The sequence below is a fragment of the Rhodopseudomonas sp. BR0G17 genome (assembly GCF_010907025.1).
Taxonomy (GTDB): Bacteria; Pseudomonadota; Alphaproteobacteria; order Rhizobiales; family Xanthobacteraceae; genus Rhodopseudomonas; species Rhodopseudomonas palustris_H.
The window spans coordinates 125,237-151,540 of sequence record NZ_QUML01000004.1 but is presented as its reverse complement, the minus strand read 5'-3'; the positions used below and the strand labels follow the sequence as shown (position 1 = coordinate 151,540).

The window sequence follows — 26,304 nt, the reverse complement described above, 5'->3', positions numbered from 1 at the left end:
GGTGAGAGCTTGCCAGAGCCCGGTCCGAATTCGCTTAATAAGGCTGGTTAATCGAAACTGACCCCGGCTGCTTCGCCGCTCATGATTGACAGAACCTTGGCCAGCATGATTGACGCAATCTTGCACCGGCGCCGGCAATGAATTGTTTCCGGCTGGGAGCAAAGTGCTTGAAGTCCGCGCCGAACAGGCACATCTGTGATGTACACAGCGCGCGTCCGCTGCTCCCGCGTCGTTACTTCCAGCCTTAGGAATTGTATTTGTGAACTCTTCACCAAGCGCACGTTCGTCGGCTTCCTCCTCTGTGGATTCCGCTTTGTTCGATCAGTCGGCGCTGAGCGATTTGGCACAACGGCTGGTCGAGGCGGCGCGGCGCGCCGGCGCCGATCAGGCCGATGCGGTGGCGGTCCGCGGGGTGTCACACGGCGTCGAAGTGCGCGACGGGCGTATGCAAGAATCCGAGCGTTCGGAAGGTGACGATGTCGGCCTCCGGGTGATCGTCGGTCGCCGTCAGGCGGTGGTCTCGACCAACGACATCAGCGGGGACGCGGTCACCAAGCTGGCCGAGCGCGCGGTGGCGATGGCCCGCGTCGCGCCGGACGACAAATATGTCGGCCTCGCCGATCCGGATCTGCTGGCGCGCGATTTTCCCGAGCTCGATTTGCTCGATCCGAACACGCCCTCGACCGCCGAACTGGAGCAGCGCGCCCGCGCCGCGGAGGCCGCAGGGCTCGCAGTTCCCGGCATCACCAAATCGGGCGGTGCCTCGGCGTCGTCGGGGATCGGCGGCATGGTGCTGGTGACGTCGACCGGTTTCCAAGGCTCGTTCCTGCGCTCCAGCCACAGCATCTCGATGACCGCGATCGCGGGCGAGGGCACCGGGATGGAACGCGACTATGAATATACGACCGCGCCGCATGCCGCGGACCTGATGTCGCCGGAGGAGGTCGGGCGTGTTGCCGGTGAACGCACCGCTGCACGGGTCGGGCCGCGCAAGGTCGAGACCTGCAAGGTGCCGGTGGTGTTCGATCCGCGCGTCGCCGGCTCGCTGGTCGGCCATCTGGTTGGTGCCGCGAATGGCGCGTCGATCGCGCGCAAGACCTCGTTCCTGAAGGATCGTTTCGGCCAGAAGCTGTTCAAGGACGGCATCCGCATCGTCGATGATCCGCTGCGCAAGCGTGGCCTGCGCTCGCAGGCGTTCGACGCCGAAGGCGTTGCGGTCAAGCCGCTGTCGATCGTCGACGATGGCGTGCTGACATCGTGGCTGCTGGATTGCGCCACCGCGCGCGAACTCGGCCTCACCACCACCGGCCACGCGCATCGCGGTGTATCGTCATCGCCGTCGCCGGGACCGTACAATCTGCATCTCGAAGCCGGGCCGCTCAGCCCGGCCGAACTGATCGGCGACATCAAGCAAGGCTTCTACGTCACCGATCTGATCGGCTCCGGCGTCAACGGTGTCACCGGCGACTACAGCCGCGGCGCCGCCGGGTTCTGGATCGAAAATGGCCAGCGCACCTACGCGGTCAGCGAGGTCACCATCGCCGGACACCTGATCGACATGTACAAGACGTTGACGCCGGCCAGCGACCTGACCTTCCGCTACGGCGTCAACGCGCCGACGCTGCGGATCGAGGGGCTGACGATTGCCGGACGCTAATCCAGATACGCGACACATCGAAACATCTGAAAGCGACGCAGCGCTGCTCGCCGACACCGTGCGCGAGGCCGGTGCTCTAGCGCTGTCGATGTTCCGCACCGAGCTGCGGACCTGGACCAAGGGCGCGTCCTCGCCGGTGTCGGAAGCCGATATCGCCGTCGACGAGCTGATTCGACAGCGGCTGCAGGACGCCACGCCGCACTACGGCTGGTTGTCCGAGGAAAGCGCCGACGATCTCACACGGCTCGACAAGGATTGGGTGTGGATCGTCGATCCGATCGACGGCACCCGCGCCTATCTGGCCGGCCGGGAGGATTGGTGCGTTTCGGTTGCGCTGATCGCGAACGCCAAGCCGATGCTGGCCGCGGTGTTCGCGCCGGTATCTGGTGAGTTCTTCTTTGCCACGCGTGGCGCGGGTGCGTCGCTCAACGGCGCTTCGCTGCACGCCAGCGTCGGCACCACGCTGGAAGGCGCCAAGGTCGCGGGGCCGAAGCCGCTGATCGAACGGCTGGCGCTGCCGTCGACCGCGCATATCCTGCCGCGGATCGGCTCGCTGGCGCTGCGGCTGTGCCGCGTTGCTGATCGTCAGGTCGACGTTGCGTTCGCCGGAGGGCAGAGCCGCGATTGGGACCTTGCCGCGGCCGATTTGATCGTGCACGAAGCGGATGGTACAATGACAACTCTCGCGGGCGAGACCATCGTCTACAACCGTCCCGAGGTCACGCATGGCGTGCTGGTGGCTGCGGGGCGCGAACGTCATGCTCACATCGTCGAGCATTTTCGCGTTTCTCCGCGAGGCTGAGCGCGCGCATGCCTGTTCGCCGCAATGAGGAAGTTTGATGTCGGACAATGCGCAGCAATTGCTCCACCTCGTAATCGGGGGAGAATTGACGGACCTCGAGAACGTGACGTTTCGCGATCTCGACAAGGTCGACGTCGTCGGGGTGTACCCGAACTACGCAACGGCCTATGCGGCATGGAAGGCCCGAGCGCATCAGACGGTCGATAATGCGCATATGCGGTACTTCATCGTTCATCTGCATCGCTTGCTCGATCCAGAAAAAGAAGCCCGGTCCGCGCAGCACTGATCGCGCGGGACTGACGATGCTGCTCGGCGATGATGCGCGTCACCTTCGCGGTGACAGACGGGGCCGTTGATGGTTGATCCGGTGCCGATGACGCTCCGCGTCTATCGCAAGCTGACCGCTGCCGCGGCGCCGCTGGCGTCGCTGTGGATCGGCCGGCGGCTGAAGCAGGGCAAGGAAGATCCGTCGCGGGTCGGCGAGCGTCGCGGTCTCAGCAATGATGCACGGCCGCGCGGGCCGGTGGTGTGGATCCACGGCGCCAGCGTCGGCGAGGTGTTGGCTGCGGCCGGACTGATCGAACGGCTGCGCGCCCTCAACCTGCGCATCCTGCTCACCTCCGGCACGTTGACGTCGGCTCAGGTGGTGGCCAGCCGGTTTCCGCCGGACATCATTCACCAGTTCATTCCGTACGATGCGCCGCGCTTCGTGGATCGCTTCCTCGATCACTGGCGTCCGAGTCTGGCGCTGTTCATCGAATCCGATCTGTGGCCGAACCTGATCCTCGCTGCCTCGGCGCGGCGGGTGCCGATGGTGCTGATCAACGGCCGGATGTCGCAGCGCTCGTTCCCGCGCTGGCAGCGCGCGTCCGCAACCATCGGCGCGCTGCTCGGCCGGTTCGATATTTGTCTGGCGCAGTCGCGGGTCGATGCCGAACGGTTCAGCGCGCTCGGCAGCCCAAGCGTGATCACCACCGGCAACCTGAAGATGGACGTGGCGCCGCCACCGGCCGATCCGGGCCGGCTGGAGCGGTTGCTCGCGGTCACCCGCGGCCGCCCGGTGATCGTCGCCGCCTCGACTCATCCGGGCGAGGAAGAATTGCTGGTGGAAGCGCATCGCCGGCTGTCGGCGAGTTTCCCGACGCTGCTGACGGTGATCGTGCCGCGGCATCCGCATCGTGGCGAGCAGGTCGCCGGCCTGGTCGAGGCCGCAGGGCTGCCGGTGGCGCTGCGCTCGCGCGAGCAGCAGCCGATGGCCGCGACCGCGATCTACGTCGCCGACACCATGGGCGAACTCGGGCTGTTCTATCGGCTGGCGCCGATCGTGTTCATGGGCGGCTCGCTGATCGAGCACGGCGGCCAGAATCCGATCGAGGCGGTCAAGCTGGGCGCCGCGATCGTGCATGGCCCGCACGTCTCAAATTTCACCGAAGTCTATCGCGCGCTCGACGATGAAGGCGGCGCGTTCGCCGTGCCCGACGTCGACGCGCTGGTGCTGCGGATCTCGTCGCTGCTGTCGAACCACGACGCGCGGCAGATCTCGATCACCGCGGCCACCAAGGTGGTCGACCGCCTTGGCGGCGCGCTCGACCGCACCATCGCGGCGCTCGAGCCCTACCTGCTGCAATTGCAGATCGAACAGGGCGCCGGGAATGCGTGAGCCGGGCTTCTGGCACCGGCCTCCTTCGCTGGTGTCGCGCCTGCTGCTGCCGATCGCCGCGATCTACGGCAACATCGCCGCGGCGCGGATGCAGAAGACCGGGACCACGGTCGGCGTGCCGGTGCTGTGCGTCGGCAATTATCACATGGGCGGTGCCGGCAAGACGCCGACGACGCTCGCGCTGGTGGCGCTGCTACGCGAATTCGGTGAAACCCCTGTGGTCCTCAGTCGCGGCTATGGCGGGCGGTTGCACGGGCCGATCCAGGTCGATCCGACGCGGCACAGCGCTGCCGATATCGGCGACGAGCCGCTGATGATGGCACGCCGGGTACCGGTGGTGGTGGCGCGCGACCGCAGCGACGGCGCGGCGCTGGCCTGCGCGCTCGGCGCCAGCGTGATCCTGATGGACGACGGCTTTCAGAATCCGGCGCTGACCAAGGACGCCGCGCTGATCGTGGTCGATAGCCATCGCGGCATCGGCAATGGCAGCGTGTTTCCGGCGGGGCCGCTGCGCGCGCCGCTTGCGCTGCAGATCGCGCGCACGGATGCGCTGGTCGTAGTCGGCGACGGCACCGCCGCGGACGGCCTCGCGCAGCAGATTACGAACAAGGGCGGCGTGGTGCTGCGGGCCCGGCTGGTGCCGGAGCCGGCGTCGGTCGAAGCGCTGCGGGGGCGGCGGGTGCTGGCGTTCGCCGGCATCGGCGATCCGGGGCGGTTCGTCGCAACGCTTCAGGCCAGCGGCGTCGAGGTGGCCGAGCAGCGCGCGTATCCCGATCACCACCCATTTGCGGCCGAGGAGCTGGCCGAACTTGCTGCTATCGCCAAGCGCGATGGGCTGACCTTGGTCACCACCGAAAAAGATCTGGCGCGGATCGGCGGCGCGCAGCAGGCGCTCGGCGTGGAGATCGTGCCGTTTGCCGTGACGCTGGCGTTCGGTGACGAGTCGAAGCTGCGGCTATTCCTGCTCGACCGGCTCAACGGTGCGCGCGCCGAGAGGCTCGCCGGGCGGCGCTGAATCGCGGCCTCAACCCTTGGGCTGAAACGCGTCCGGATAATGCCGCTTCAGCACGGCTTCGGCCGTGGCGTAGGGCTCCTTGAGATCGACGCTCCAATACTTCAGCTCGTCGAGCGGGATCTGCACCCCGGTGACGGCGCAGCGCACATAGGTGCCGGGCGAGATCACGCGGAAGTCGCCATCGAGATACTGCACCTGGGCTTCGCCAGAACCCGAGAAGCCAAATTTGTTCAGCACGGCTGATCTCCTGGAAAACCGCTGGTTGCGGAACGAGGCAACGCTACGGGTCGATACACCTGACAGATAGAACGGAAGCGCCGCATTGCAAACCGCCGTCCTGTCATGGCGGCGTCGTTTCCCCCGCGGCCTGCGGTCGTCCGGCTAGAACAGCGACCCCTGGCCCGCCGGACTTGCCGGCCGCTTGGCCGGTTTGGCCGGCGTTGCCGCCGGCTTGGTGGCCTCGGCCGGCGATCCGCTATCGCCGTCGGCGGTGACGGCGACCCGGCCGTCGGCGAATTCGACGCTGAGTCGGGCGCCCGCGGCGACCGATGCAGCGGCGTGCACCGAGCGGCCGTCGGCATCCCGCACCAGCGCGAACCCGCGCGCCAGAACTCCGCGGTACGATAGTGCGGTGAGTAGCTTGCCGGTGGCGTCGACCCGCGCCTGCCGGCGTTCCAGCAGGGTGATCAGCGCCCGCCGGGCTCGCTCGGCGAGGCGCTGCAGCCGCTCCTGCTCGCGGGCGATCCGCATCCGCTGCGCTTGCTGATTGGCGAGCTTCGAGGCCTGCAGCCGTACCGCCAGCCCCTCGAACCGCTCCCGGCGATGCCGCAGCGTGGCGCGGGCGCAGCGCTGCAATTGCGTGCCGGCGCTATCCAGCCGGTGAGCGCTGTGCGCCACCTGCGCTCGCAGCACCTTGAGGGTCATGCCGGCCGCCGCAGCGGCGAAGCGCCGATGATGCGCATGGGTGTTGGCGCGCAGGGCGCGCGGCAGCGAGGCGGCCGCGTTGTCGAGCCGCTGCCGCGGGATCGCCAGCAGGTCGGAGGCGCCGGGCAGGGCGCGCGCGGCGGCGCGCAGTTCGTTGCGGCGGAAATCCTGGCAGCGCTGCCAGCTCGACAGCATCCGCCGGGCCAGCCCGCCGACTTCGACGAACAGCTCGGCGCGCACCGGGACGGCCATTTCGGCAGCCGCCGTCGGGGTCGGCGCACGCTTGTCGGCGGCAAAATCGATCAAAGTAACGTCGGTCTCGTGGCCGACCGCCGAGATCAGCGGGATCATGCTGTCGGCTGCGGCGCGAACCACGATCTCTTCGTTGAACGACCATAGATCTTCCAGCGAACCGCCGCCGCGCGCGACGATCAGCAGATCCGGCTGCGGGATCGGCCCATCGGGGCTGAGTTCGTTGAAGCCGCGGATCGCGGCGGCAATCTGCTCGGCCGAGCCTTCGCCCTGCACCCGCACCGGCCACACCAGCACGCGGCGCGGGAAACGGTCCTCCAGGCGGTGCAGGATGTCACGGATCACTGCGCCGGTCGGCGAGGTGACGACGCCGATCACCTCCGGCAGCCACGGCAGCAGCTGCTTGCGCGCCTCGTCGAACAGGCCCTCGGCGGCGAGCTTCTTCTTGCGCTCTTCCATCAGCGCCATCAGCGCGCCGACGCCGGCGGGCTCGAGCGCCTCGATCACGATCTGATATTTCGACGAGCCGGGGTAGGTGGTCAGCTTGCCGGTGGCGATGACCTCGAGGCCTTCCTGCGGCTTGAACCGCATCCGCCCGGCCACGCCCTTCCAGATCACCGCCTCGATCTTGGCGCCCTCGTCCTTCAGGGCGAAATAGCAATGCCCCGACGAATGCGGGCCGCGAAACCCGGTGATCTCGCCGCGCACCCGGACATGCCCATAGGTGTCCTCGACCGTCCGCTTCAGTGCCTGCGACAGCTCGGAAACGGTGAATTCGCCGACATTGGCGAGGGTTTGGGGGGACTGCAGTCGGGCCATGCGATTCGCGGTGTGTTGAGGAGCTGGCAACGTAGGGAGTCTTTGCGGTTCCGGCTACCTTGCTGGCCGCTATACTCTGTGATACAGAGTTCTCTATAAGAGAACGAGGAGGCCGGTATGAAGGTGGTCCGGGCAGGACTGCGGGTCGGGGGATACCTGCTGGGCGGGGTCGGTCTGGTGGCGCTGGCCTTTGCCGCCGCGATCGCCGTGCCGGTGACGAAGCCGGCGCCGCTGGCCTCGATCGACAAAGGCGCCCGCGCGGTCGATCGCAGCGCGATGCCGGCGCTGTCGCGGTTTCAGGCCCGCGACGGCACCGAGCTGGCCTACCGCCGCTACCAGCCACAGCAGGACGGACGCCGAGAGGTCGCGATCGTGGTCCATGGCTCGGCTGGCTCCAGCATTGCGGTGCATGCGCTGGCGCAGGCGCTCGCCGCGCGCGGCGTCGAGACCTTTGCGCCGGACATCCGCGGCCACGGCGGTTCGGGCACGCGCGGCGACATCGGCTATCGCGGCCAGCTCGGGGATGACTTCGCCGATCTCGTCGCGATGGTGCAGGCGGCGCGGCCGGCCGCGCCGCTGGTTCTAGTCGGCCATTCGTCCGGCGGCGGCTTCGCGCTGCGAATGGCGGGCTCGCCGGTCGGCGGAGCCATCGCCCGGACCGTGCTGCTGGCGCCTTATCTCGGCTACCGCGAACCGACCAATCGGCCCGGCAGCGGCGGCTGGGCCTCGCCCGACCTGCCGCGCATCATCGCGCTCGATGTGTTGCGCGGCTTCGGCGTCGCCTGCTGCGACCAGCTTCCGGTGGTGGCCTTTGCGGTCCCGCCGGGGTCGGAGAAATACGTCACCACAGTCTATTCGTTCCGGCTGCTGACCGGCTTCGGGCCGAGCCGCGATTTCCGCTCCGATCTCGCCGGCGCCACGAGCCCCATCACTGTCATGGTCGGCGCGGCCGATGAACTGATGCGCCCCGAGAACTATCAGTCCACGATGGGAGACCGCGTCAACGTCAAGCTGCTGCCGGGCGTCGATCACATGGGCATCGTCGCCGATCCATCGGCGTTGTCGCGCATCGCCGATGTGGTCGTTGGCGCCGGAGCCGGCTCATGAGCAGTATCGACGCCAAGCAGGCCGCCGAGGCGCTGTCCGATATCGAGGTGATCGTTCGGCGTGTGCGCCGGTCGCGTATCTACGATCTCACCAGCATGATCCTGATGCAATGGGGCGCGCTGGTGCTTGCCGGCTATCTCGCTTCCTATCTGTGGCCGCGTTCCGCCGGCTGGCTCTGGGTCGCAGTCAACGTTATCGGCGTCTGCGGCACCTTTGCGATCGGTATGTTCGTGCGCCGGCGCAGCGGCGTCGGCTTCGACGTCCGGATTCCGCTCGCGCTCTTGCTGTTTTTCGCGTTCGGCTATCTCAACTGCTTTCTCGGCCATTTCGGCCCGCGCGAACTCGGCGTGTTCTGGCCGATCTATTTCATGATGGTGTACAGCATCGCCGGTCTTTGGGTCGGCCGTGCCTTCGTGGTGATCGGGGTCGCCATCATCGCGCTGACGCTGATCGGCTATGTCTTCAGCGGCGATTGGTTCGACCTGTGGATGGCGATGGTCAATGGCGGCGGGCTGATCCTTGGCGGATTGTGGATGCGCCGGGACTGATCATGGCCGAACTCGACGAGATCATTCACCAGCCGCTGCGGCTGAAGATTATGGCGGCGCTGAACGCGCTGCCGGAGCGCCAGGGACTCGAATTCGTCCGCCTGAAGAAGCTGACCGGGGCGACCGACGGCAATCTCGGGGCGCATATCGAGACGCTGGCGCGGGCCGGATATGTCGCGGTCGACAAGGCGTTCGTCGGCAAGAAGCCGCAGACCACGGTGAGGGCGACCCCGGCCGGCCGTGCCGCCTTCGCCCGCCATGTTGCTGGCTTACGCGAAATCATCGCCGGCAGCGCGCCGGAGTAGCGATCTTGACCATTACGCCGCTGCGGGCCTATCGCGCCCGCCCGGCGGATCCGGCGACGGTCTGAAGAAGCTGTGATAGCCGCACCGGCCATTGTTGCGGCAGCGGGCTGCCGTGTTACACCCTGCGCCAAACGGGCAATGGTGCGAGCTTCCCTTCATGAACATCCTTCTCCTCGGCTCGGGCGGGCGCGAACATGCGTTGGCCTGGAAGATCGCGGCCTCGCCGCTGGTCACCAAGCTGTGGTGCGCGCCGGGCAATGCCGGGATCGCCCGCGAGGCGACCTGCGTGGCGCTGGACGTCGGCAACCACCAGGCCGTGGTCGAGTTCTGCAAGGCCAATCAGGTCGACTTCGTGGTGGTCGGGCCGGAGGCGCCGCTCGCCGCCGGGATCGTCGACGATCTGGCCGCAGCCGGCATCAAGGCGTTCGGACCGAGCCGGAAGGCATCGCAGCTCGAAAGCTCCAAGGGCTTCACCAAGGATCTGTGCAAGGCGCACAACATTCCGACCGCCGCCTATGAGCGGTTCGGCGATCCGAACGAAGCCAAGGCCTATATCCGCGCCCAGGGCGCGCCGATCGTGATCAAGGCCGACGGTCTTGCCGCCGGCAAGGGCGTCGTGGTGGCGAGCACGCTGGCCGAGGCGGAGGCCGCGATCGACATGATGTTCGGCGGCGGCCTCGGCAATGCCGGCGTCGAAGTGGTGGTCGAGGATTTCCTGGTCGGCGAAGAAGCGTCGTTCTTCGTGCTGTGCGATGGCGAGCACGCGCTGCCGCTCGCCACCGCGCAGGACCACAAGCGCGCCTATGACGGCGACAAGGGGCCGAACACCGGCGGCATGGGAGCGTATTCGCCGGCGCCGGTGATGACCGATGCGATCTGTCAGCAGGCGATGCAGCAGATCATCTATCCGACGCTGAAGGCCATGAAGGCGATGGGGTCGCCGTTCAAGGGCGTACTGTTCGCCGGGCTGATGATCACCGAGGATGGTCCGCAGCTGATCGAATACAACGTTCGGTTCGGCGATCCGGAATGTCAGGTGCTGATGATCCGGATGAAGGATGATATCGTGCCGGCGCTGCTCGCCTGTGCCGACGGCCAGCTCTCGCATATCAGCCTGCGCTGGCACGACGAGCCGGCGCTGACCGTGGTGATGGCAGCCAAGGGCTATCCGGGCCACTACGAAAAGGGCACCCGCATCGCCGGGCTCGACCGCGCCGAGACGATTCCGGGCGTGCAGATCTTCCACGCCGGCACCGTGGCGTCGGGCGACTGGGTGCTCGCCAATGGCGGCCGGGTGCTTGCCGTGACCGCGTCGGCCAAGACCGTCGCCGAAGCGCAGCGCCGCGCCTACGAGGCGATCGGCGTGATCAACTGGCCCGAAGGCTTCTGCCGCCGCGACATCGGCTGGCAAGCAGTGGCGCGGGAACGGCGAGGGAAGTAGTTGCGTTAAGTGTCGGAATGCGACCTGATACGTCGTCATGCCCGGGCTCGTCCCGGGCATCCACGTCTTTAGGGCCTAACCGCCGCGAAGGCGTGGATGGCCGGGACGAGCCCGGCCATGACGGAGACTAGCAACAATGGAGAGACCGCCGATGCCCGATCTCGCCGACTTGTTTCCGGGCTTCGGCTCGGAATGGATCAACACCTCGTCGGGCCGGATCTTCGCGCGCGTCGGCGGCGATGGGCCGCCGCTGTTGTTGCTGCACGGCTTTCCGCAGACCCATGTGATGTGGCACCGCGTCGCGCCGAAGCTGGCCGAGCGTTTCAAGGTGATCGTCGCCGATCTGCCGGGCTACGGCTGGTCCGATATGCCGGAGAGCGACGATCAGCACACGCCCTACACCAAGCGGGCGATGGCCAAGCAGCTGATCGAAGCGATGGAGCAGCTCGGCCACGTGCATTTCGCACTCGCCGGACACGATCGCGGCGCCCGCGTCAGCTATCGGATGGCGCTGGATTCGCCGGGCCGGCTGTCGAAGCTCGCGGTGCTCGATATCCTGCCGACCTACGAATACTGGCAGCGGATGAACCGCGCCTATGCGCTGAAGATCTATCACTGGAGCTTCCTGGCGCAGCCGGCGCCGCTGCCGGAAACCCTGCTCGGCGGCGATCCCGATTTCTACGTGAAGGCCAAGCTGGCGAGCTGGACGCGGGCCGGTGATCTCTCCGCGTTCGATCCGCAGGCCATCGAGCACTACCGCATCGCGTTTGCCGACCCGATGCGGCGGCACGTGATGTGCGAAGACTACCGCGCCGGTGCCTATGCGGATTTCGAGCACGACAAGGCCGACGTCGAAGCCGGCAACAAGATCCCGGTGCCGATGCTGGCGCTGTGGGGCGCTTCCGGCATCGCGCAGTCGGCCGCGACGCCGCTCGATGTCTGGAGAAAATGGGCGTCCGACGTGCAGGGCGCGCCGATCGAATCCGGGCATTTCCTGCCCGAGGAAGCGCCGGACCAAACCGCCGAGGCGCTGGTGACGTTCTTCAGCGCCGCGCCCTGAAGAACTCCCGCAGCATCGTTGCGGCTTCGCGCTCGCCGACGGCGGAATACACTTCCGGCGCGTGATGGCAGGTCGGCTGGCCGTAGAACCGCACGCCGGATTCCACTGCGCCGCCCTTCGGATCGAATGCGCCGAAATACAGCCGCCGAATTCGGGCGAACGAGATCGCACCGGCGCACATCGTGCACGGCTCCAGCGTGACGTAGAGGTCGCAATCGACCAGCCGCTCGCTGCCGAGCTTGGCCGCCGCCTCCCGGATCGCCAGCAATTCGGCATGGGCGGTGGGGTCGCGGTCGGTCAGGGTGCGGTTGCCGGCTTTGGCGATCACCAAGCCGTCGCGGACGATCACGCAGCCGATCGGCACCTCGCCGGCGGCTCCGGCCGCGGCCGCCTCGGCCAGCGCCAATTCCATGAAAGTGGAAGCCGTCATCGTCGTTCTTGGCTCGTCTCGACCCGAAAACTCTGCTAGGAGACCGACTTCAGCAAAAGTGGATGGCTGTTTTGCGTGACCATGCGCGTTTCAATCGGAGCGCGCGGCCTGCGAGCCGTTCCCGACTGCCTGAGCCCCATTTCGTGTTTCGATAGAAAGACCAGTCATGCCCCGCGACACCCGTAAAGACAACGATTCTGCGCGCGGCCGCCGCGACCGGCAGGGCAGCAAAGGCGGTTTCGGCGGCAAAGCCGGGCCCGGTGGCAAGGGAGCGTTCGGCGGCAAGGGCCGCTCGGGCGCGGCCCGCGGACCGGAGAAGAAGTTCGCCAAGCGCGCCGCCGAAGGCGCCGGCGAGGCCCGCGGCGAGAAGAGCTACGCCAAGAAGTCGTTCGGCGGCGATGCCAAGCGCTCGTCGTTCGGCGGCGAGGGCAAGCGGCCTTATGCCAAGCGCGACGGCGCCGCGCCGCGCCGCGACTTTTCCGACCGTCCGCGCCGCGATGACGGTGATACGCCGCGTCCCCGTTTTAGCCGCGACGATAGGCCCGCGCGCAGCGGCGGCGATCGTGCCGAGCGGGGGCCGCGCAAGGAGTTTGGTGATCGGCCGAAGCGGGATTTCGGTGACCGCCCCAAGCGCGACTTCAGTGATCGCCCCAAGCGGGATTTCGGTGATCGGCCGAAGCGCGACTTCAGTGATCGACCCAAGCGCGATTTTGCTGATCGGCCGAAGCGTCCGTTCCAGCGTGACGGCGAGCCTGGCCGCGACCGCGGTGACGAGAAGCCGTGGCGGGCCCGCGAGGATCGGCCGGCGCGTGCCGGCGGCGATCGCGACCGCAAGTTCGACAAGGGCGGCTTCGACAAGCCGCGGTTCTCGAAATCGCGAGACGACAAGCCGCGCTTCGATCGGGATCGGGAAGACAAGCCGCGGTTCGACAAGCCTCGCGGCGACAAGCCCAGGTTCGATCGTGGTGAGCGCTCGGACCGTCCGGAACGCGGCGGCGACCGGCCGAAATTCTCGCGCCCCCGCGACGGCGAGCGTGGCGAGCAACGTCCGTTCCGCGAGCGCAGCTTTGATCGTTCGCGCGAGGATCGTCCGCGGAGTGACCGTCCCCGCAGCGACCGTCCGCGTGAGGATCGCCCGCAGCGCGACCGCGCCGCCAGGCACGGCGACTGGCACGAGCATCCGCGCAGCGAAGGCCGCGGCTTTGATCGTCCCCGCAAGGGGCGGGACGAGGATCGCGGCTTCGATCGTCCGCGCCGGGATAATGAGGACGACAGCAAGGTCTTCGCCAAGCGTCCGGCGTTCGGCGGCCGTGGCGCGTTCCGCAAGCAGGATCCGGCAGCGGCCAAGCGTAAGCCGGCAGCTCCCGCGAAGTCAGACAAGGCCGGCGAGCGTATCGCCAAGGTGGTGGCGCGCGCCGGGCTGTGCTCGCGCCGCGATGCCGAGACGTGGATCACGGAAGGCCGTGTCACCGTCAATGGCAAGGTGATCGATTCACCGGCGCTCGACGTCAAAGCCAGCGACGTCATCACCATCGACGGCAAGCCGTTGCCGGAGCGCGAGCGCACGCGGCTGTTCCTGTATCACAAGCCGCGCGGGCTAATGACGACCCACAGCGATCCGGAAGGCCGGCCGACGGTGTTCGATAATCTGCCCGAAGGCTTGCCGCGGCTGATCTCGATCGGCCGGCTCGACTTCAACACCGAGGGCCTGCTGCTCCTCACCAATGACGGCGGCCTCGCGCGCGCGCTTGAACTGCCCGAGACCGGCTGGCTGCGGCGCTACCGCGTCCGCGCCCACGGCGAAATCACCCAGGCCCAGCTCGACGAATTGCAGAACGGCATCGAGGTCGACGGCGTGCAGTATGGCCCGATCGAGGCCAAGCTGGAGCGCGACCAGGGCGCCAATGTCTGGCTGGTGTTCGCGATCCGCGAGGGCAAGAACCGCGAAGTCCGCAACGTGCTGGCGCATCTCGGTCTCGAGGTGAACCGGCTGATCCGCGTCTCCTACGGCCCGTTCCAATTGCTCGAACTGGGCGAAGGCGAGGTCGACGAGGTCAAGACACGCGTGCTGCGCGATCAGCTCGGCGAGAAGGTGATCGCGCTCGCCGGCTGCGACTTCGCCGGCCCGTCTCCGAGCGAGACCAAGCCGAAGCCGCGCGCCGGCAAGGTCGTGTCCGTCGAGGAGTGGGCGGTGGCTGAGGCTGCACCCGCGCCGAAGAAGACGATTACCAAGCGCGGCGCGGTCGAAGATCGCAAGGGCCGCAAGGTCAAGGTCGAACGCACTGCCAGCGAAGGCGGCAATCGCCCGCTGTCGCGCGGCCCCGCCCGCCGCTACCACGGCAAACGCGACGCCGCGCCGCGGGACGAGTGAGTTCGAACGAGTTAGTCATCACCCGATGCGGATCTTCAACAACAGCCGTCATTCCGGGGCGCGAGCGCAGCTCGCGAGCCCGGAATCCATAACCACCGCCGGGATTATGAATTCCGGGCCTGCGCCCCAAAGGGGCACATCCCGGAATGACGAACGCGAAAGTCTATGCCGCAGCGGAGCCGCTTCATGCGCGTGATCGGCGGACGGCTGCGGGGGCGCAATCTGGTGGCGCCGACGTCGCGGGATATTCGGCCGACGGCGGACCGGTTGCGCGAGTCGGTGTTCAACATTCTGATGCACGCTTATGAGAATCCGCTGCTCGATGCGCGGGTGCTCGACCTGTTCGCCGGCACCGGCGCGCTGGGTATCGAGGCGTCGTCGCGTGGCGCTAAGTTTGTGCTGTTCGTCGACAACGGCGCCGAGGCGCGCGCATTGCTGCGCGCCAATGTCGAGGCGCTCGGGCTCGGCGGTGTCAGCAAAGTCTATCGCCGCGACGCCGCCAATCTCGGGCCGGCGCATCCGGTCGAACCGTTCGGCGTCGCGTTCCTCGATCCGCCGTACCGCAAGCAGCTTGCGGAGGCTTCCCTCGCGTCGCTGCGCGACGGCGGCTGGCTGCTGCCGGGCGCGCTGGTGATCGTCGAGGAAGCCAAGGATGCCGGCTTCACCGCGCCAGCTGGCTACACCGAGCTCGACCGCCGCGCCTATGACGACACCGAGTTCACGTTCCTGCGGTTCGGCGAGGGCGAGTAGTCCGTTTTTTCGACGTCATTCCGGGGCGCTCGCAAAGCGAGCGAACCCGGAATCCAGAGGTTGTTTCCCACGGCGCAGAACAGGTCGAGATTTCGGGTTCGCTCACTTCCGTGAGCGCCCCGGAATGACGGTGCGCGCAGGACCTTACAGATCCGCTGCGGCGATCCAGAACACTTCGGCTTCGGAGTCTTCGCTGTCGAGCCACAGCAGCGGGAGCTGCGGGAATTCGTCTTCGATCTGCGGCCGGCAGCGGCCGACTTCGCACAGCAGGCCGCCGTCCGGCGTCAAATGATCCTTCGCCTCGGCGAGGATGCGGCGGATGATGGTGAGACCATCATCGCCGCCGTCGAACGCCATCGCCGGTTCGGCGCGGCATTCTGCCGGCAGGCTCGCCATTCCGTCGGCGTCAACGTAAGGCGGGTTGGTGATGATCAGGTCGTAACGCTCCTCGCCGAGCGGGCCGAACAGATCGCCCTGATACAGGCTGACGCGATCGTCGAGCCGGTGTTCGGCGACATTGCGGGTCGCGACCGCGAGCGCTTCCTTCGACAGGTCGACGGCATCGACCGTCGCGTTCGGGAAGGCGTAGGCGGCGAGGATCGCCAGGCAGCCCGATCCGGTGCAGAGGTCGAGCACCCGCTCGACCGCGTCGGGCGCGTCGATCAGCGAAGTGTCGCCGCCGTCGAAATGCGAGTCCAGCAGCTCGCCGATATAGGAGCGCGGCACGATCACCCGCTCGTCGACGTAGAACGGCACACCGCGCATGTAGATCTTGTTGACCAGATACGCCGCCGGCAGCCGCGCGGCGATCCGGCGCTCGATCAGGCCGAGGAGCGCGGCAGCTTCACGCGCAGTGACGCGGGCGGAGGCGAACATCTCAAACTGATCGGGATGCAGATGCAGCGTCTCGCCGATCAGGAATACGGCTTCGGCGATCGGATCGGTAGTGCCGTGCGCGAACACCACGCCGGCTTCGGCGAAGCGGCTGACCGCGTAGCGGACGAAATCGAGCAGCGTCACCAGTTCGCCCGGCGCTACCTTCGGCGGCTTGGCGGCCGCGGCCTTGGACGGGGCGCCGCGCTTGGCTGGCTTGGCCTTGGCGGGTTTCGCCGTCGGTGCTTTCGGTTTGCCCGCTTTCTTGGTTTTCGCGGTCGCCTTCTTCGCCATCAATCCTTGCTCCATCGCGCCAGCGCGGCGTCGTCGCGGCTGTGCGCCTCGACCCAACGCGACTCGCCGGAGCGCTCCTCGCGCTTCCAGAACGGCGCGTTGGCCTTGAGATAGTCCATCAAAAATTCCGCCGCCGCGAACGCCGCCTGGCGATGCGCCGAGGCGGTCAGCACCAGCACGATGTTGTCGCCCGGCACCAGCCGGCCGACGCGGTGGATGATCGTCAGCGCGGTGATCGGCCAGCGTTTGATCGCCTCATCGGCGTGGCGCTGGATCTCCTCCTCGGCCATGCCGGGATAGTGCTCCAGCGTCAGCGCCGCGACGGTGTCGTCGCCTTCGACGCCGCGGCACAGCCCGGTGAACGACACCACCGCGCCGATGTCGGTGCGGCCCTTCGTCATTGCCGCGGTCTCGGCGGCGAGATCGAAATCGGCCTCCTGAATACGGATGGTCACCGGAACGGTCATCGGATCATCCCGTGCGTTGCGCCGGCTCAGCCGCCGGTCATCGGCGGGAAGAACGCGACCTCGCGGGCGCCCTGGATCGGCGTCTCGGCGCAAACATGCGCGCGATCGATCGCGGCGCGGATCACGCCGGGCTTTTCGAACGCGAGCGCATAGCCGTCGCCGCGCGCCGCCAGCCAGCCGATCAGGTCGGCGACCGTCGCCACCGCCGGCGGCGGCTCGACGGTCTCTTCGTCGACGCCGATCCGCTCACGCACCCAGGCGAAATACTTCACCTTCATGCCTGATCCTCTTCGATCAGATGGTGGATGCCGGCGCGGAAATAGTCGTAGCCGGTGTACATCGTCAGCAACGCCGACAGCCACAGCAGCGAGACGCCGATCTCGGTGGTGAACGGCAGCACCTCGTCACCGGCTTCGCCTGCGAGCAGGAAGCCGATCGCGACCAGCTGAGCCGTGGTCTTCCACTTCGCCAGCCGCGTCACCGGCACGCTGACGCGGAGCGCGGCGAGATATTCGCGCAGCCCCGACACCAGGATCTCACGGCACAAAATCACGATGGCGGCCCACAGCGTCCAGCCGTGGATGATGCTGTCTGCGGCGAGCATCAGCAGGCAGGATGCTACCAGCAACTTGTCGGCGATCGGATCGAGCATCCGGCCGAACGCCGACTGCTGATCCCAAATCCGGGCGAAATGGCCGTCAAGAAAATCGGTGATCGCCGCGGCGATGAACACCGCCAGGGCCACCCAGCGCAGCGCCAGCGGACCGCCGAGGATCGACTGCGCGAAGATGCAGCCGACAACCACCGGGATCGCCGCGATGCGGGCATAGGTGAGGATGTTCGGAAGCGTCAGCGACGTCTTCGTTCCCCGCACCGGCGCTCTCGTCGAGACGTTGTTCATCGTGACTTACCAATACTGCCCGCGACGGAAGGTCAACCTCCGACCCGGCTGCTCTCGTTCCGTATCAGGAAAAGGTGAAATCCGCATTGGGCGCGGCCGCCTTCGGCGCCGCCGACTTTGGTCGGGGGCTGCCGGTGTGTCAGTCCGGACGGGCATGGAAAAACTCGAAGATTCGCTTGGCGCTTTCGGCGCTGATGCCCGGAACCTTGCCCAGGTCGGCAATCGAGGCCCGTTCGATTTCCTTCAGCGTACCGAAATGCAGCAGTAGCGCGCGCTTGCGCGTCGGTCCGATGCCGGGGATTTCCTGCAGGCCGGCTTCGCGGATGTCCTTCTTGCGCAGCGTCCGATGCGACCCGATCACGAAGCGATGCGCCTCGTCGCGCAGCCGCTGGATAAAATACAGCACCGGGTCGCGCGGCTCGAGCTTGATGGCGTCGCGGTCCGGCAGGAACAGGGTTTCGCGTCCGGCGTCCCGATCCGGTCCCTTGGCGACGCCGAGCAGGGTGACCTGATCGGTCAGGCCGATGCCGGACAACGCCTCGCGCGCGGCGTTGAGCTGGCCGCGGCCGCCGTCGATGATCACGAGGTCCGGCCACTGCGGGACGTCGTCGTCCTTCGGCTTGGCGGCGTCGCCTTCGGCCTGTGAGCTCACCAGCCGCTTGAACCGCCGCTGCAGCACCTCGCGCATCATCGCGTAGTCGTCGCCCGGCGTCAGGCCTTCGGAGCGGATGTTGAACTTGCGGTACTGGTTCTTGATGAAGCCGTCCGGGCCGGCGACGATCATCGCGCCGACCGCGTTGGTGCCCTGAATGTGGCTGTTGTCGTACACCTCGATCCGCTGCGGCGTCTTCGGCAGGCCGAGCGTGGTGGCGAGGTTTTCCAGCAGCCGCGCCTGGGTCGCGGTGTCGGCGAGCTTGCGGCCAAGCGCTTCGCGCGCGTTGGTCTGGGCGTGGGCGACCAGCTCCTTTTTCTCGCCGCGCTTCGGCACCGTGATCTCGACCTTGTGGCCGGCCTTGACGCACAGCGCGTCGGCCAGCAACTCGGCCTCTTCGATCTCGTGCGACAGCAGGATCAGCTTCGGCGGCGGCTTGTCGTCGTAGAACTGAGCCACGAACGCACCGAGCACTTCGGCCGGCGTGAACGACTTCTCGGCGCGCGGGAAGTAGGCGCGGTTGCCCCAGTTCTGGCCAGTGCGGAAGAAGAACACTTCGACGCAGGAGTAGCCGCCGTCCTGATGGATGGCGAACACGTCGGCTTCCTCGACGGTGCGCGGATTGATGCCTTGCTGGGACTGGATCGCCGACAGCGCGGCGAGACGGTCGCGGTACAGCGCCGCGGTCTCGAACTCCAGCTCCTCCGAGGCCTTTTCCATTTCGGCCGCCAGCAGCTGCTTCACCGCCCGGCTGCGGCCGGACAGGAAGTCGGTCGCTTCGCGCACCAGCTCGCTGTAGCCGGGGAAGTCGACCTCTCCGGTGCACGGGCCGGCGCAACGCCGGATTTGATACAGCAGGCAGGGCCGCGTCCGGCTTTCGAAGAACGAGTCGGTGCAGGACCGCACCAGGAACGCCCGCTGCAGCGCCGTGATGGTGCGGTTGACCGCCCCGGCCGAGGCGAACGGACCGAAATACCGCCCCGGACGGCTCTGCGCGCCGCGATGCTTGAGGATCTGCGGCGCCCAATGGTCGCCGGTGATCAGGATGTAGGGAAACGACTTGTCGTCGCGGAGCTGGACGTTGAAGCGCGGCCGCAGCTGCTTGATCAGATTGGCTTCGAGCAGCAGCGCCTCGGTCTCGGTCGTCGTGGAGATCACCTCGACCTCGACGGTGAGCGCGATCATCCGGGCGATCCGCAGCACCTGGCCGGTCGGGCGGGCGTAGGACGCCAGCCGCTTCTTCACGTTCTTGGCCTTGCCGACATAGAGCACGTCGCGCTCGGCGTTCAGCATTCGGTAGACGCCCGGCGAGGTCGGGGCGAGCCGCACCGCGCGCGCGATCGCCGAGCGGCCGACCGCCATCGGCCCGGCGCCGGGCTGCGCGGCTGCGTCGGCCTCGTCTTCGGCCTCCGGCAGGCGTGCCTCGTCGTCCTCCTCGACCGTCAGCTCCGCAGTGGCGGTGTCGATGTCCTGGGGGCCGGCATCCGGGCGCGCGTCGGCGGCGGGCGCCGGGGCCGCGGGGGAGGCGGTGTCGAGCGGTGGTTCGGCCGCGGCCGCAGGTGGCTCGGCGGGATCATGAATCATGGCGGCCCCAACCTATGCGCTCGCTTCCGCGGTTGCCAGCGCAGGGCCTCGGCGGAACCGGGTCCGCCGGAAATTCCGTTGTCTTGCCATGGTGTTGCCGCGAAGGCCGGGAAGTAAGATTTTGTTAACAATGCGCGCCGGATCGGTCCGCGGGTTAAGAACCGTTTAACTTAAAACTCTCGATAAATTCGACGGGAAAAGAGAGGAAAGCCGTAACCATTCGGGACATTTTCCCATCGGCCGCGGGAGGCCGATGACCGGACGCAGACTGCGCCGCCGCTGGCGCGGGCGGGTCGTCGAGGAGAGTAAGATGCGTAAAGTTACACTGGCAGCGGCGGCCGTGATCGCCGCAAGCGTGTCGACGGCTCAGGCGGCCGACATGGGCTACTACCGGTCGAACGCCCCCTATACGGTCAACCAGCCGCTGAACGCTTTCAGTTGGGCCGGCCCCTATCTCGGCGGCAACCTCGGCTACTCCTGGGGCAACGTCACCAACAACATCACCAAGCCGTCGGGCTTCTCCGGCGGCGTGCAGGGCGGCTACAACTGGCAGTCCGGCAACATCGTGTTCGGTCTCGAGGGCGACATCCAGTTCTCGACCGCGGACGACACCTTCGCGCAGTACAAGTTCTCGAACCCGTGGTTCGGCACCGGCCGTGGCCGCATCGGCTACGCGATGAACGACGTGCTGATCTACGCCACCGGCGGTCTGGCGTTCGGCCAGCTCAAGGGCCAGAACGTGTTCGCCTCGGAAAGCCACAGCTCTGCGGGCTGGACGGTCGGTGCCGGCGCCGAATTCGCCTTCGCGCCGAAGCTGAGCGCCAAGGTCGAGTACCTGTACATGAGCCTGTCGACCAGCAACTTCTTCATCACCGGCATGCCGAACGGCTACAACGCCGGGTTGGTCCGCGCCGGCATCAACTATCACTTCTAAGCCGCGCCTCATCGTCGCGACAAAAACCTTTGCGAACAAGGTTCGCGAAGCAGCTTCGAGACCAAGAAACTTGGATCATCCACTCCCGGCCGGTTTTCCGGCCGGGATTTTCTTTGTCGGTCGCCGCGCGCTCGTGGTCGCAGCGCCGACTTATCAGTAGCCGCAGTGCGCCACCGGCAGGCTCTGCCGCCTAGAGCGCTTCATCGATTGATTGAAGCGGATTTGGCCTTTGCCAAGCGTCCGAAGTCCTCATCCTGAGGAGCCCGGCAAAGCCGGGCGTCTCGAAGGATGAGGAGCCACATCGCCTGCGGCGCATGGTTCGAGACGGCGCTTCGCGCCTCCTCACCATGAGGCTCTACAAGCTGCGACCGCTAGGAAGTTCGGTCCTGATTCTGTCAAAAGCAGAGATGCTCTAAGCGTCGCGTGATGTGGTTTGCGAAAGGAGGCTGTTGCGAAGGCCGCGCTTTGCAAAATGCTGCAAGTTAGCAGAAAGCGAAACGCCATAGCTTCGGGAAGGAGCGTCCGCGTGATGCCCGCGTCGCCCATGCCCGAACTCACTGCGCGCTACCTAACGGCACGCGCCAACGTCGTTGCGCCCCGTCCCAACCCGTGCAGCGCCGCCGCGACGCTGCAGCTTTGCGAGCCGATTACGGCGAGATCACCAAGTTGACCGCCTTGGGGCCTTTGCCCTTCTTGTCAGGCTCCACTTCGAATGAAATACGCTGTCCCTCGGTCAAGTCTTTCAAGCCGGCCCGTTCGACTGCGGTAATGTGCACGAACACATCGCGGCCACCGTCATCGGGCTTGATGAAGCCGTAGCCGCGCTCGCCGTTGAAGAACTTCACCGTTCCCGTCATTGCCATTCCGGAAACTCCTCCCAGCATGCTTTCCGACGCGCGCCGGCGCATCGGTGCGACCTGGCATTTCGCTGCCGGATAGCTTGGCCGAGAGCGGGACCTGCTACTGACTGCCGGTCCAATCAAAATACGCTTTGAGGCCTTGTCACTCCGCCGCCCCCATTCGCGGAAGCGGAACGTAAAGCCAGTCCAATGAAACTAGCATAATACGGAATTTAGCGGATTGCCTACGGTCGAGTTGCGACTTTTCGCAAGCTGTTGGGGGCAGCCAATGAGTAATCAGGACTTCGGGAATTCGAGACGGTAACGACCGACCCCCCCAAGGCCGAGCGGACGCTCCAGCTCGGGGAGAACGGTTCTCAGCTCATCGGCCAGCGTCCAGGGCGGGTTGACGATCAGCAGGCCGGTCGACGTCAGCGGCCCGTCGGACTGCTGCGGCGCCACGCTGAACTCAAGCCGCAGGCACTTGCCTTCGCCGCCCGCGGCGGCGGTCTCGGCCACGGCTGCCGCCAGCGCCTCGGTGGCGCGGCGATTTTTAACCGGGTACCACAGCAGATACACGCCGGTCGGCCACTTGGCGTGGGCGGCGGCGAACTTGGCGGCCATCTGCTCGAACTCGTCTTTGCGCTCGAATGGCGGGTCGATCAGCACCAGCCCGCGCCGCTCCTTCGGCGGCACGTAAGCGGTGAGTCCGGTCCAGCCGTCGAGATCGACCACCCGGCCCTGCGGGTCGTGGCGCAGCGCCGCGATCAGGTGCTTGCGCGCCACCGGTTCGAGCTCGCAGGCCACCAGGCTGTCCTGGGGGCGGAGCAGGGCGCGGGCGATCAGCGGCGAGCCCGGATAGGCGGTGAGCTCGCGCTGCGGATTGAACGCCCGGACGATATCGAGATAGGGCGCGATCAGCGCGTAGGCCTCGTCGGAAAACCGCGCCTGCAGCACCCGGGCGATCCCGGTCGCCCATTCGCCGCCGCGGCGGGCCTCCTCGCTGGTCAGGTCGTACAGGCCGGCGCCAGCGTGGGTATCGATCACCCGGAAGGCGGCCGGCTTGTCGTGCAGGTACGTCAGGATGCGGACCAGCACGAGGTGTTTGATGACGTCGGCGAAATTTCCGGCGTGGAAAGCGTGGCGATAATTCATGGCCCGTCCCCTAGCAGGGCGCGGCCTGCGCCGCCATGGTTTGGCGATCCGGACGCCAGCCCCGTACGACTACGAGGCCGGCCCGGTTCCAAATCCTGCGACTTTTCAAGTAGTTTGGCCGCGCTGGGCGATTTGGCCGCAGAAGCCCAATTAACGCGCTGTTTAACCCCCGATGCTAGTTCTTGCTTTGCGAAAGACCGGCGGTTGTACGCCAGGGCTTTCAAGAGAACCTGCGTTAGCCGGCCGGTCGGGCGGTGGTCGAGCCACCCTGCGGCGCCTTGGGGAGTTGAAGATGGCGGTTGATTTGTCGATGTCGGTTTTGGTGGTAGACGATTACAGCACCATGATCCGGATCATTCGTAATCTTCTCAAGCAGCTTGGTTTTGAGAATATCGATGACGCCAGCGACGGCTCGGCAGCGCTCGCCAAGATGCGCACCAAGAAGTACGGCCTGGTGATCTCCGACTGGAACATGGAGCCGATGACCGGCTACGACCTGCTGAAGGAAGTGCGCGCCGATCCGAACCTGTCGCAGACCCCGTTCATCATGATCACCGCGGAGTCGAAGACCGAGAACGTGATCGCGGCCAAGAAGGCGGGCGTCAACAACTACATCGTCAAGCCGTTCAACGCGGCGACGCTGAAGACCAAGATCGAGGCGGTGTTCCCGGATCACGTCGCGGCGTAAGCCGACCGACCCTTCGTCTTCTGCAGCTCTACGACGCGCTCCTCATCGAGGGGCGCGTTTGTCTTTTGGAGCAGGGCGAGGCTCAGCCTTCGGCGAAGCGCTTGGTGAACAGCGCGACGTCGACCAGGCCGCGGGCGTGGCGGCCGTCGCCGACCTTGCGGTCGCCGAGGAACGAGGCGACGTCGAACCGGATCACCCGGCGCTCCACCGCGCTCACCACCGCCGTGGTCCGCACCGTCTGGCCGACGAAGGCCGGCGCCAAATGCCGGATGTCGACTTCGCTGCCGACCGTCACCCAGCCTTGGGGAAGCTTCGGCGCGATCGCGTCGCCCGAGGTCATTTCCATCACCAGGATCATCATCGGGGTCGCGAACACCGCCGGCATCGACGGCACGAAGTTCTGCACGGTGATGTCCTGCGTCACCGTGGTGAGCCGCTCGGCGCTCATGCCGACGGTGATGAAGTCGCGTGCGTCCATCGCAGTCTTCCTTGCTAATTGCCCCGCCACACTCTCGTCATTCCGGGGCGCGGCGCGAGCGACGAACCCGGAATCCCGAAGTGATCAGCCAACCATTCAACAGCGTGAGATTCCGGGTTCGCTCACTTCGTGAGCGCCCCGGAATGACGACGGATGGGACAGGATGAGCTACTTCCCCTGCGCCGCCTTGCGCTCGACGAAGGTCTTGCCGCCCTTCATCTTGTGAGCGAGCGGGGCTTCGTTGATCTGGATGACGATGTTCTCGGGATCGACCCCGGCATGGGTGGCGATCGCGGTGGTGATGTCGCGCATGATCGCCGCCTTCTGCTCGTCGGTGCGTCCTGCCGCCATGTTGATGGTGACCTCAGGCATCAGTGGTTTCTCCCATTTTGCTTGGTCTTTGTTGTTGTTGTCATTCCGGGGCGCGCATCGCGCGAACCCGGAAACCCGACGTCTCCATTACTCCCGACCTCATCCTGAGGAGCCCCGCGGCGCTCGTAGAGTGCAGCGGGGCGTCTCGAAGGATGCGCTGCGAGTAACCCGCTGCATCGCTGCGGCCTCATGGTTCGAGACGGCGCTTCGCGCCTCCTCACCATGAGGGGCTGAGGCTCAACCCCACACCACCCCGCGGCGCTGCAGCAGCTCCTGCACCTTGGCCACCAGTTCATCCTCCTTGCAGGAGAACTGCGCCTCGGCCTGCTTCTTCAAGTACTCGTCGCGGTCCTTCTCCAGCGACGCCAGTTCGGCGCCTAGGATCAGGTCCTTGATCTGCACGATGCCCTGCTGCTTCTCGTCCGAGCCCTGGATGATGGCGCAGGGCGAGTTGCGCTTGTCGGCGTATTTCATCTGCTGGCCGAGCGAGTGCTTGGGATTGCCCAAATACAATTCGGCGCGGATGCCGGCTTTGCGAAGGGTGGCGACCATCTTTTGGTAGCCGGCGATCTCGCCGCCGAACACGGTGACCACGACGGGGCCGGGCTGCGGTTTGTTGTCGAGCTGGCCGATCAGTGTCAGCGCTGCCTGCAGCCGTGACACGCCGATCGAGAACCCGGTCGCCGGCACCGGCTCGCCGCGGAAGCGCGATACCAAGCCGTCATAGCGCCCGCCGCCGCCGACCGAACCGAACCGAACCGGGCGGCCCTTCTCGTCCTTGGTCTCGAGCAGCAGTTCGACCTCGTACACCGGGCCCGTGTAGTACTCGAGGCCGCGGACGACGGAGGGATCGATGCGGATGCAATCGCCATAGCCGCCGGCTTCCGCCAGCTCCGCGATGGTGGCGAGCTCGGCGACGCCGTCGCCGCCGGTCTTCGAACCTTCGACCCGCGCCCGCATGTTGGCGACCGTCGCCTGGTTGTCGGCACCCTGGGTGCTGACGCCGGCATCCTTGTCGCCGATGAAGCTGATGATCGCCTGGATCTGCGTGTCGTTCAGGCCGGCGCCTTTGGTGAAGTCGCCTTTGCCTTCCTCGCCGCCGTCCCAACGACCGGCGCCAAGTAGCAGGATGATATCCCGAATCGGAAACTTGTCGGCTTTATCGATCGCGCGCATCACGGTGAGCCACTGCGCGTCGCTGTCGATGCCTTGCGCTTCGCGGATGCCGTCCAGCACCTTGCGGTTATTCACCTTCACCATGTAGCTGCCGCGCGGGATGCCGAGCGCTTCCATGGTGTCGGCGGCCATCATGCACATTTCGGCGTCGGCCGCGGCGGTTGGTGCGCCAACGGTGTCGGCGTCGAACTGCATGAACTGCCGGAAGCGGCCGGGGCCGGGCTTCTCGTTGCGGAACACCCAGCCGAACCGGTAGCTGCGATACGGCTTCGGCAAGCTATCAAAGTTCTCGGCGACGTAGCGCGCCAGCGGCGCGGTGAGGTCGTAGCGCAGGCTGATCCACTGCTCGTCGTCGTCCTGCAGCGAGAACACGCCCTCGTTGGGACGGTCCTGATCGGGCAGGAACTTGCCGAGCGCGTCGGTGTATTCGAACGCCGGAGTCTCCACCGGCTCGAAGCCGTAGCGTTCGTACACCTCGCGGATCTTCTCCACCATCGCGCGCGTCGCCGCGATTTCGGCAGGCCCGCGATCGGCGAGGCCGCGCGGCAGCCGGGCGCGCAGTTTCGAGGGTTTTTTCGGTTTCTCAGCCATGATCGCCTTTCAACTCAGGGCCGGGTTGGTACCAGCCGGTGCCCTTTGCAGCAAGGTTGGGTTGTGTGATCCAGCGCAAATCCCTCGCCGGTGGCGTCCATTAACAGATGGATGCCCCACGGAAATTTGCTGGCTCGCGGCGTTCCCGTAGGGGCGTGA

Annotated in this window: 27 protein-coding genes; 14 read left to right on the top strand and 13 right to left on the bottom strand. The window is 66.6% G+C overall.

The window, feature by feature from the left end:
- Nucleotides 1-259 precede the first annotated feature (259 nt).
- The 5 genes from DY467_RS05500 (at nt 260) to lpxK (ending at nt 5,134) form a co-directional block, all read left to right on the top strand.
- On the top strand, nt 260-1,657 hold the full coding sequence (locus DY467_RS05500) for a TldD/PmbA family protein (protein ID WP_164634461.1): 1,398 nt from the start codon (nt 260-262) through the stop codon (nt 1,655-1,657).
- Nucleotides 1,644-2,459: a 3'(2'),5'-bisphosphate nucleotidase CysQ gene (locus DY467_RS05495; RefSeq protein WP_164634459.1), complete on the top strand. Its 816-nt coding sequence runs from the start codon at nt 1,644-1,646 to the stop codon at nt 2,457-2,459. The genes DY467_RS05500 and DY467_RS05495 overlap by 14 nt, the downstream gene beginning before the upstream one ends.
- 37 nt (nt 2,460-2,496) lie before the next feature.
- Nucleotides 2,497-2,745 carry a DUF4170 domain-containing protein gene (locus DY467_RS05490; RefSeq protein ID WP_107343310.1) on the top strand — a complete coding sequence of 83 codons (249 nt, stop codon included), beginning with the start codon at nt 2,497-2,499 and terminating at the stop codon, nt 2,743-2,745.
- Nucleotides 2,746-2,814: 69 nt separating this feature from the next.
- Nucleotides 2,815-4,119 carry a 3-deoxy-D-manno-octulosonic acid transferase gene (locus DY467_RS05485; RefSeq protein ID WP_164634457.1) on the top strand — a complete coding sequence of 435 codons (1,305 nt, stop codon included), beginning with the start codon at nt 2,815-2,817 and terminating at the stop codon, nt 4,117-4,119.
- Nucleotides 4,112-5,134: a tetraacyldisaccharide 4'-kinase gene (gene lpxK / locus DY467_RS05480; protein ID WP_164634455.1), complete on the top strand. Its 1,023-nt coding sequence runs from the start codon at nt 4,112-4,114 to the stop codon at nt 5,132-5,134. The genes DY467_RS05485 and lpxK overlap by 8 nt, the downstream gene beginning before the upstream one ends.
- A 9-nt stretch (nt 5,135-5,143) precedes the next feature.
- On the opposite strand, the gene DY467_RS05475 is transcribed toward lpxK, so the two are convergent.
- Nucleotides 5,144-5,371, bottom strand: a complete 228-nt coding sequence (locus tag DY467_RS05475) for a DUF2093 domain-containing protein (RefSeq protein ID WP_107343313.1) — start codon at nt 5,369-5,371, stop codon at nt 5,144-5,146.
- Between the two features lie 144 nt (nt 5,372-5,515).
- Nucleotides 5,516-7,129 (bottom strand): exodeoxyribonuclease VII large subunit, encoded by a 1,614-nt coding sequence (gene xseA / locus DY467_RS05470; RefSeq protein ID WP_164634453.1) that lies wholly within the window; start codon nt 7,127-7,129, stop codon nt 5,516-5,518.
- A gap of 117 nt (nt 7,130-7,246) precedes the next feature.
- Between xseA and DY467_RS05465 the strand changes: the two genes are divergently transcribed.
- From DY467_RS05465 to DY467_RS05445, 5 genes are all read left to right on the top strand, one after another.
- Nucleotides 7,247-8,236 carry an alpha/beta hydrolase gene (locus DY467_RS05465; RefSeq protein WP_164634450.1) on the top strand — a complete coding sequence of 330 codons (990 nt, stop codon included), beginning with the start codon at nt 7,247-7,249 and terminating at the stop codon, nt 8,234-8,236.
- Nucleotides 8,233-8,784, top strand: a complete 552-nt coding sequence (locus DY467_RS05460) for a hypothetical protein (RefSeq protein ID WP_164634448.1) — start codon at nt 8,233-8,235, stop codon at nt 8,782-8,784. The genes DY467_RS05465 and DY467_RS05460 overlap by 4 nt, the downstream gene beginning before the upstream one ends.
- Nucleotides 8,785-8,786: 2 nt before the next feature.
- Nucleotides 8,787-9,089: a winged helix-turn-helix domain-containing protein gene (locus tag DY467_RS05455; protein ID WP_164634446.1), complete on the top strand. Its 303-nt coding sequence runs from the start codon at nt 8,787-8,789 to the stop codon at nt 9,087-9,089.
- A 157-nt stretch (nt 9,090-9,246) separates the two neighbouring features.
- Entirely contained in the window at nt 9,247-10,530 is a 1,284-nt protein-coding gene (gene purD, locus DY467_RS05450; protein WP_164634444.1) for a phosphoribosylamine--glycine ligase, read from the top strand.
- A gap of 151 nt (nt 10,531-10,681) precedes the next feature.
- Nucleotides 10,682-11,590: an alpha/beta fold hydrolase gene (locus DY467_RS05445; RefSeq protein ID WP_164634442.1), complete on the top strand. Its 909-nt coding sequence runs from the start codon at nt 10,682-10,684 to the stop codon at nt 11,588-11,590.
- Here the strand turns inward: DY467_RS05445 and DY467_RS05440 are convergent.
- Entirely contained in the window at nt 11,574-12,020 is a 447-nt protein-coding gene (locus DY467_RS05440; RefSeq protein ID WP_164634440.1) for a nucleoside deaminase, read from the bottom strand. The genes DY467_RS05445 and DY467_RS05440 overlap by 17 nt on opposite strands.
- A gap of 166 nt (nt 12,021-12,186) precedes the next feature.
- On the opposite strand from DY467_RS05440, the gene DY467_RS05435 reads away from it, so the two are divergent.
- Both DY467_RS05435 and rsmD read left to right on the top strand, forming a co-directional pair.
- On the top strand, nt 12,187-14,391 hold the full coding sequence (locus DY467_RS05435) for a pseudouridine synthase (RefSeq protein ID WP_164634438.1): 2,205 nt from the start codon (nt 12,187-12,189) through the stop codon (nt 14,389-14,391).
- A gap of 165 nt (nt 14,392-14,556) precedes the next feature.
- The gene (gene rsmD, locus DY467_RS05430) at nt 14,557-15,141 is read left to right on the top strand and encodes a 16S rRNA (guanine(966)-N(2))-methyltransferase RsmD (protein WP_283811777.1); all 585 of its coding nucleotides are present in this window, start codon (nt 14,557-14,559) and stop codon (nt 15,139-15,141) included.
- A 144-nt stretch (nt 15,142-15,285) separates the two neighbouring features.
- On the opposite strand, the gene prmB is transcribed toward rsmD, so the two are convergent.
- The 5 genes from prmB to uvrC all read right to left on the bottom strand — a co-directional run bounded on the left by prmB (nt 15,286) and on the right by uvrC (nt 19,912).
- Nucleotides 15,286-16,308, bottom strand: a complete 1,023-nt coding sequence (gene prmB, locus DY467_RS05425) for a 50S ribosomal protein L3 N(5)-glutamine methyltransferase (RefSeq protein ID WP_164634435.1) — start codon at nt 16,306-16,308, stop codon at nt 15,286-15,288.
- Entirely contained in the window at nt 16,308-16,775 is a 468-nt protein-coding gene (locus tag DY467_RS05420; protein WP_107343323.1) for a molybdenum cofactor biosynthesis protein MoaE, read from the bottom strand. The genes prmB and DY467_RS05420 overlap by 1 nt, the downstream gene beginning before the upstream one ends.
- A 26-nt stretch (nt 16,776-16,801) precedes the next feature.
- Nucleotides 16,802-17,053 (bottom strand): molybdopterin converting factor subunit 1, encoded by a 252-nt coding sequence (gene moaD, locus DY467_RS05415; protein WP_164634433.1) that lies wholly within the window; start codon nt 17,051-17,053, stop codon nt 16,802-16,804.
- Nucleotides 17,050-17,676, bottom strand: a complete 627-nt coding sequence (gene pgsA, locus DY467_RS05410; protein WP_011156734.1) for a CDP-diacylglycerol--glycerol-3-phosphate 3-phosphatidyltransferase — start codon at nt 17,674-17,676, stop codon at nt 17,050-17,052. The genes moaD and pgsA overlap by 4 nt, the downstream gene beginning before the upstream one ends.
- Before the next feature lie 139 nt (nt 17,677-17,815).
- A complete protein-coding gene (gene uvrC, locus DY467_RS05405) occupies nt 17,816-19,912 on the bottom strand; it encodes an excinuclease ABC subunit UvrC (RefSeq protein WP_164634431.1) in 2,097 nt (698 codons plus the stop codon).
- A 310-nt stretch (nt 19,913-20,222) separates the two neighbouring features.
- Between uvrC and DY467_RS05400 the strand changes: the two genes are divergently transcribed.
- Nucleotides 20,223-20,846, top strand: coding sequence for an outer membrane protein (locus tag DY467_RS05400; protein WP_012494872.1), 624 nt, complete (start codon nt 20,223-20,225; stop codon nt 20,844-20,846).
- A 647-nt stretch (nt 20,847-21,493) separates the two neighbouring features.
- Here DY467_RS05400 and DY467_RS05395 read toward each other — a convergent pair.
- Nucleotides 21,494-21,709: a cold-shock protein gene (locus tag DY467_RS05395; protein ID WP_012494873.1), complete on the bottom strand. Its 216-nt coding sequence runs from the start codon at nt 21,707-21,709 to the stop codon at nt 21,494-21,496.
- A 273-nt stretch (nt 21,710-21,982) separates the two neighbouring features.
- Nucleotides 21,983-22,840 carry a 23S rRNA (adenine(2030)-N(6))-methyltransferase RlmJ gene (locus DY467_RS05390; RefSeq protein ID WP_107343326.1) on the bottom strand — a complete coding sequence of 286 codons (858 nt, stop codon included), beginning with the start codon at nt 22,838-22,840 and terminating at the stop codon, nt 21,983-21,985.
- Between the two features lie 292 nt (nt 22,841-23,132).
- Between DY467_RS05390 and DY467_RS05385 the strand changes: the two genes are divergently transcribed.
- Entirely contained in the window at nt 23,133-23,528 is a 396-nt protein-coding gene (locus DY467_RS05385; protein ID WP_011156739.1) for a response regulator, read from the top strand.
- An 82-nt stretch (nt 23,529-23,610) separates the two neighbouring features.
- On the opposite strand, the gene DY467_RS05380 is transcribed toward DY467_RS05385, so the two are convergent.
- The 3 genes from DY467_RS05380 to hisS form a co-directional block, all read right to left on the bottom strand.
- Nucleotides 23,611-24,006, bottom strand: a complete 396-nt coding sequence (locus DY467_RS05380; RefSeq protein ID WP_164634429.1) for a thioesterase family protein — start codon at nt 24,004-24,006, stop codon at nt 23,611-23,613.
- Nucleotides 24,007-24,174: 168 nt separating this feature from the next.
- Nucleotides 24,175-24,378, bottom strand: coding sequence for a tautomerase family protein (locus DY467_RS05375; RefSeq protein WP_164634427.1), 204 nt, complete (start codon nt 24,376-24,378; stop codon nt 24,175-24,177).
- A gap of 237 nt (nt 24,379-24,615) precedes the next feature.
- Complete coding sequence (hisS, locus tag DY467_RS05370) at nt 24,616-26,145, bottom strand: histidine--tRNA ligase (RefSeq protein WP_164634425.1); 1,530 nt, start codon at nt 26,143-26,145, stop codon at nt 24,616-24,618.
- Nucleotides 26,146-26,304: the final 159 nt, after the last annotated feature.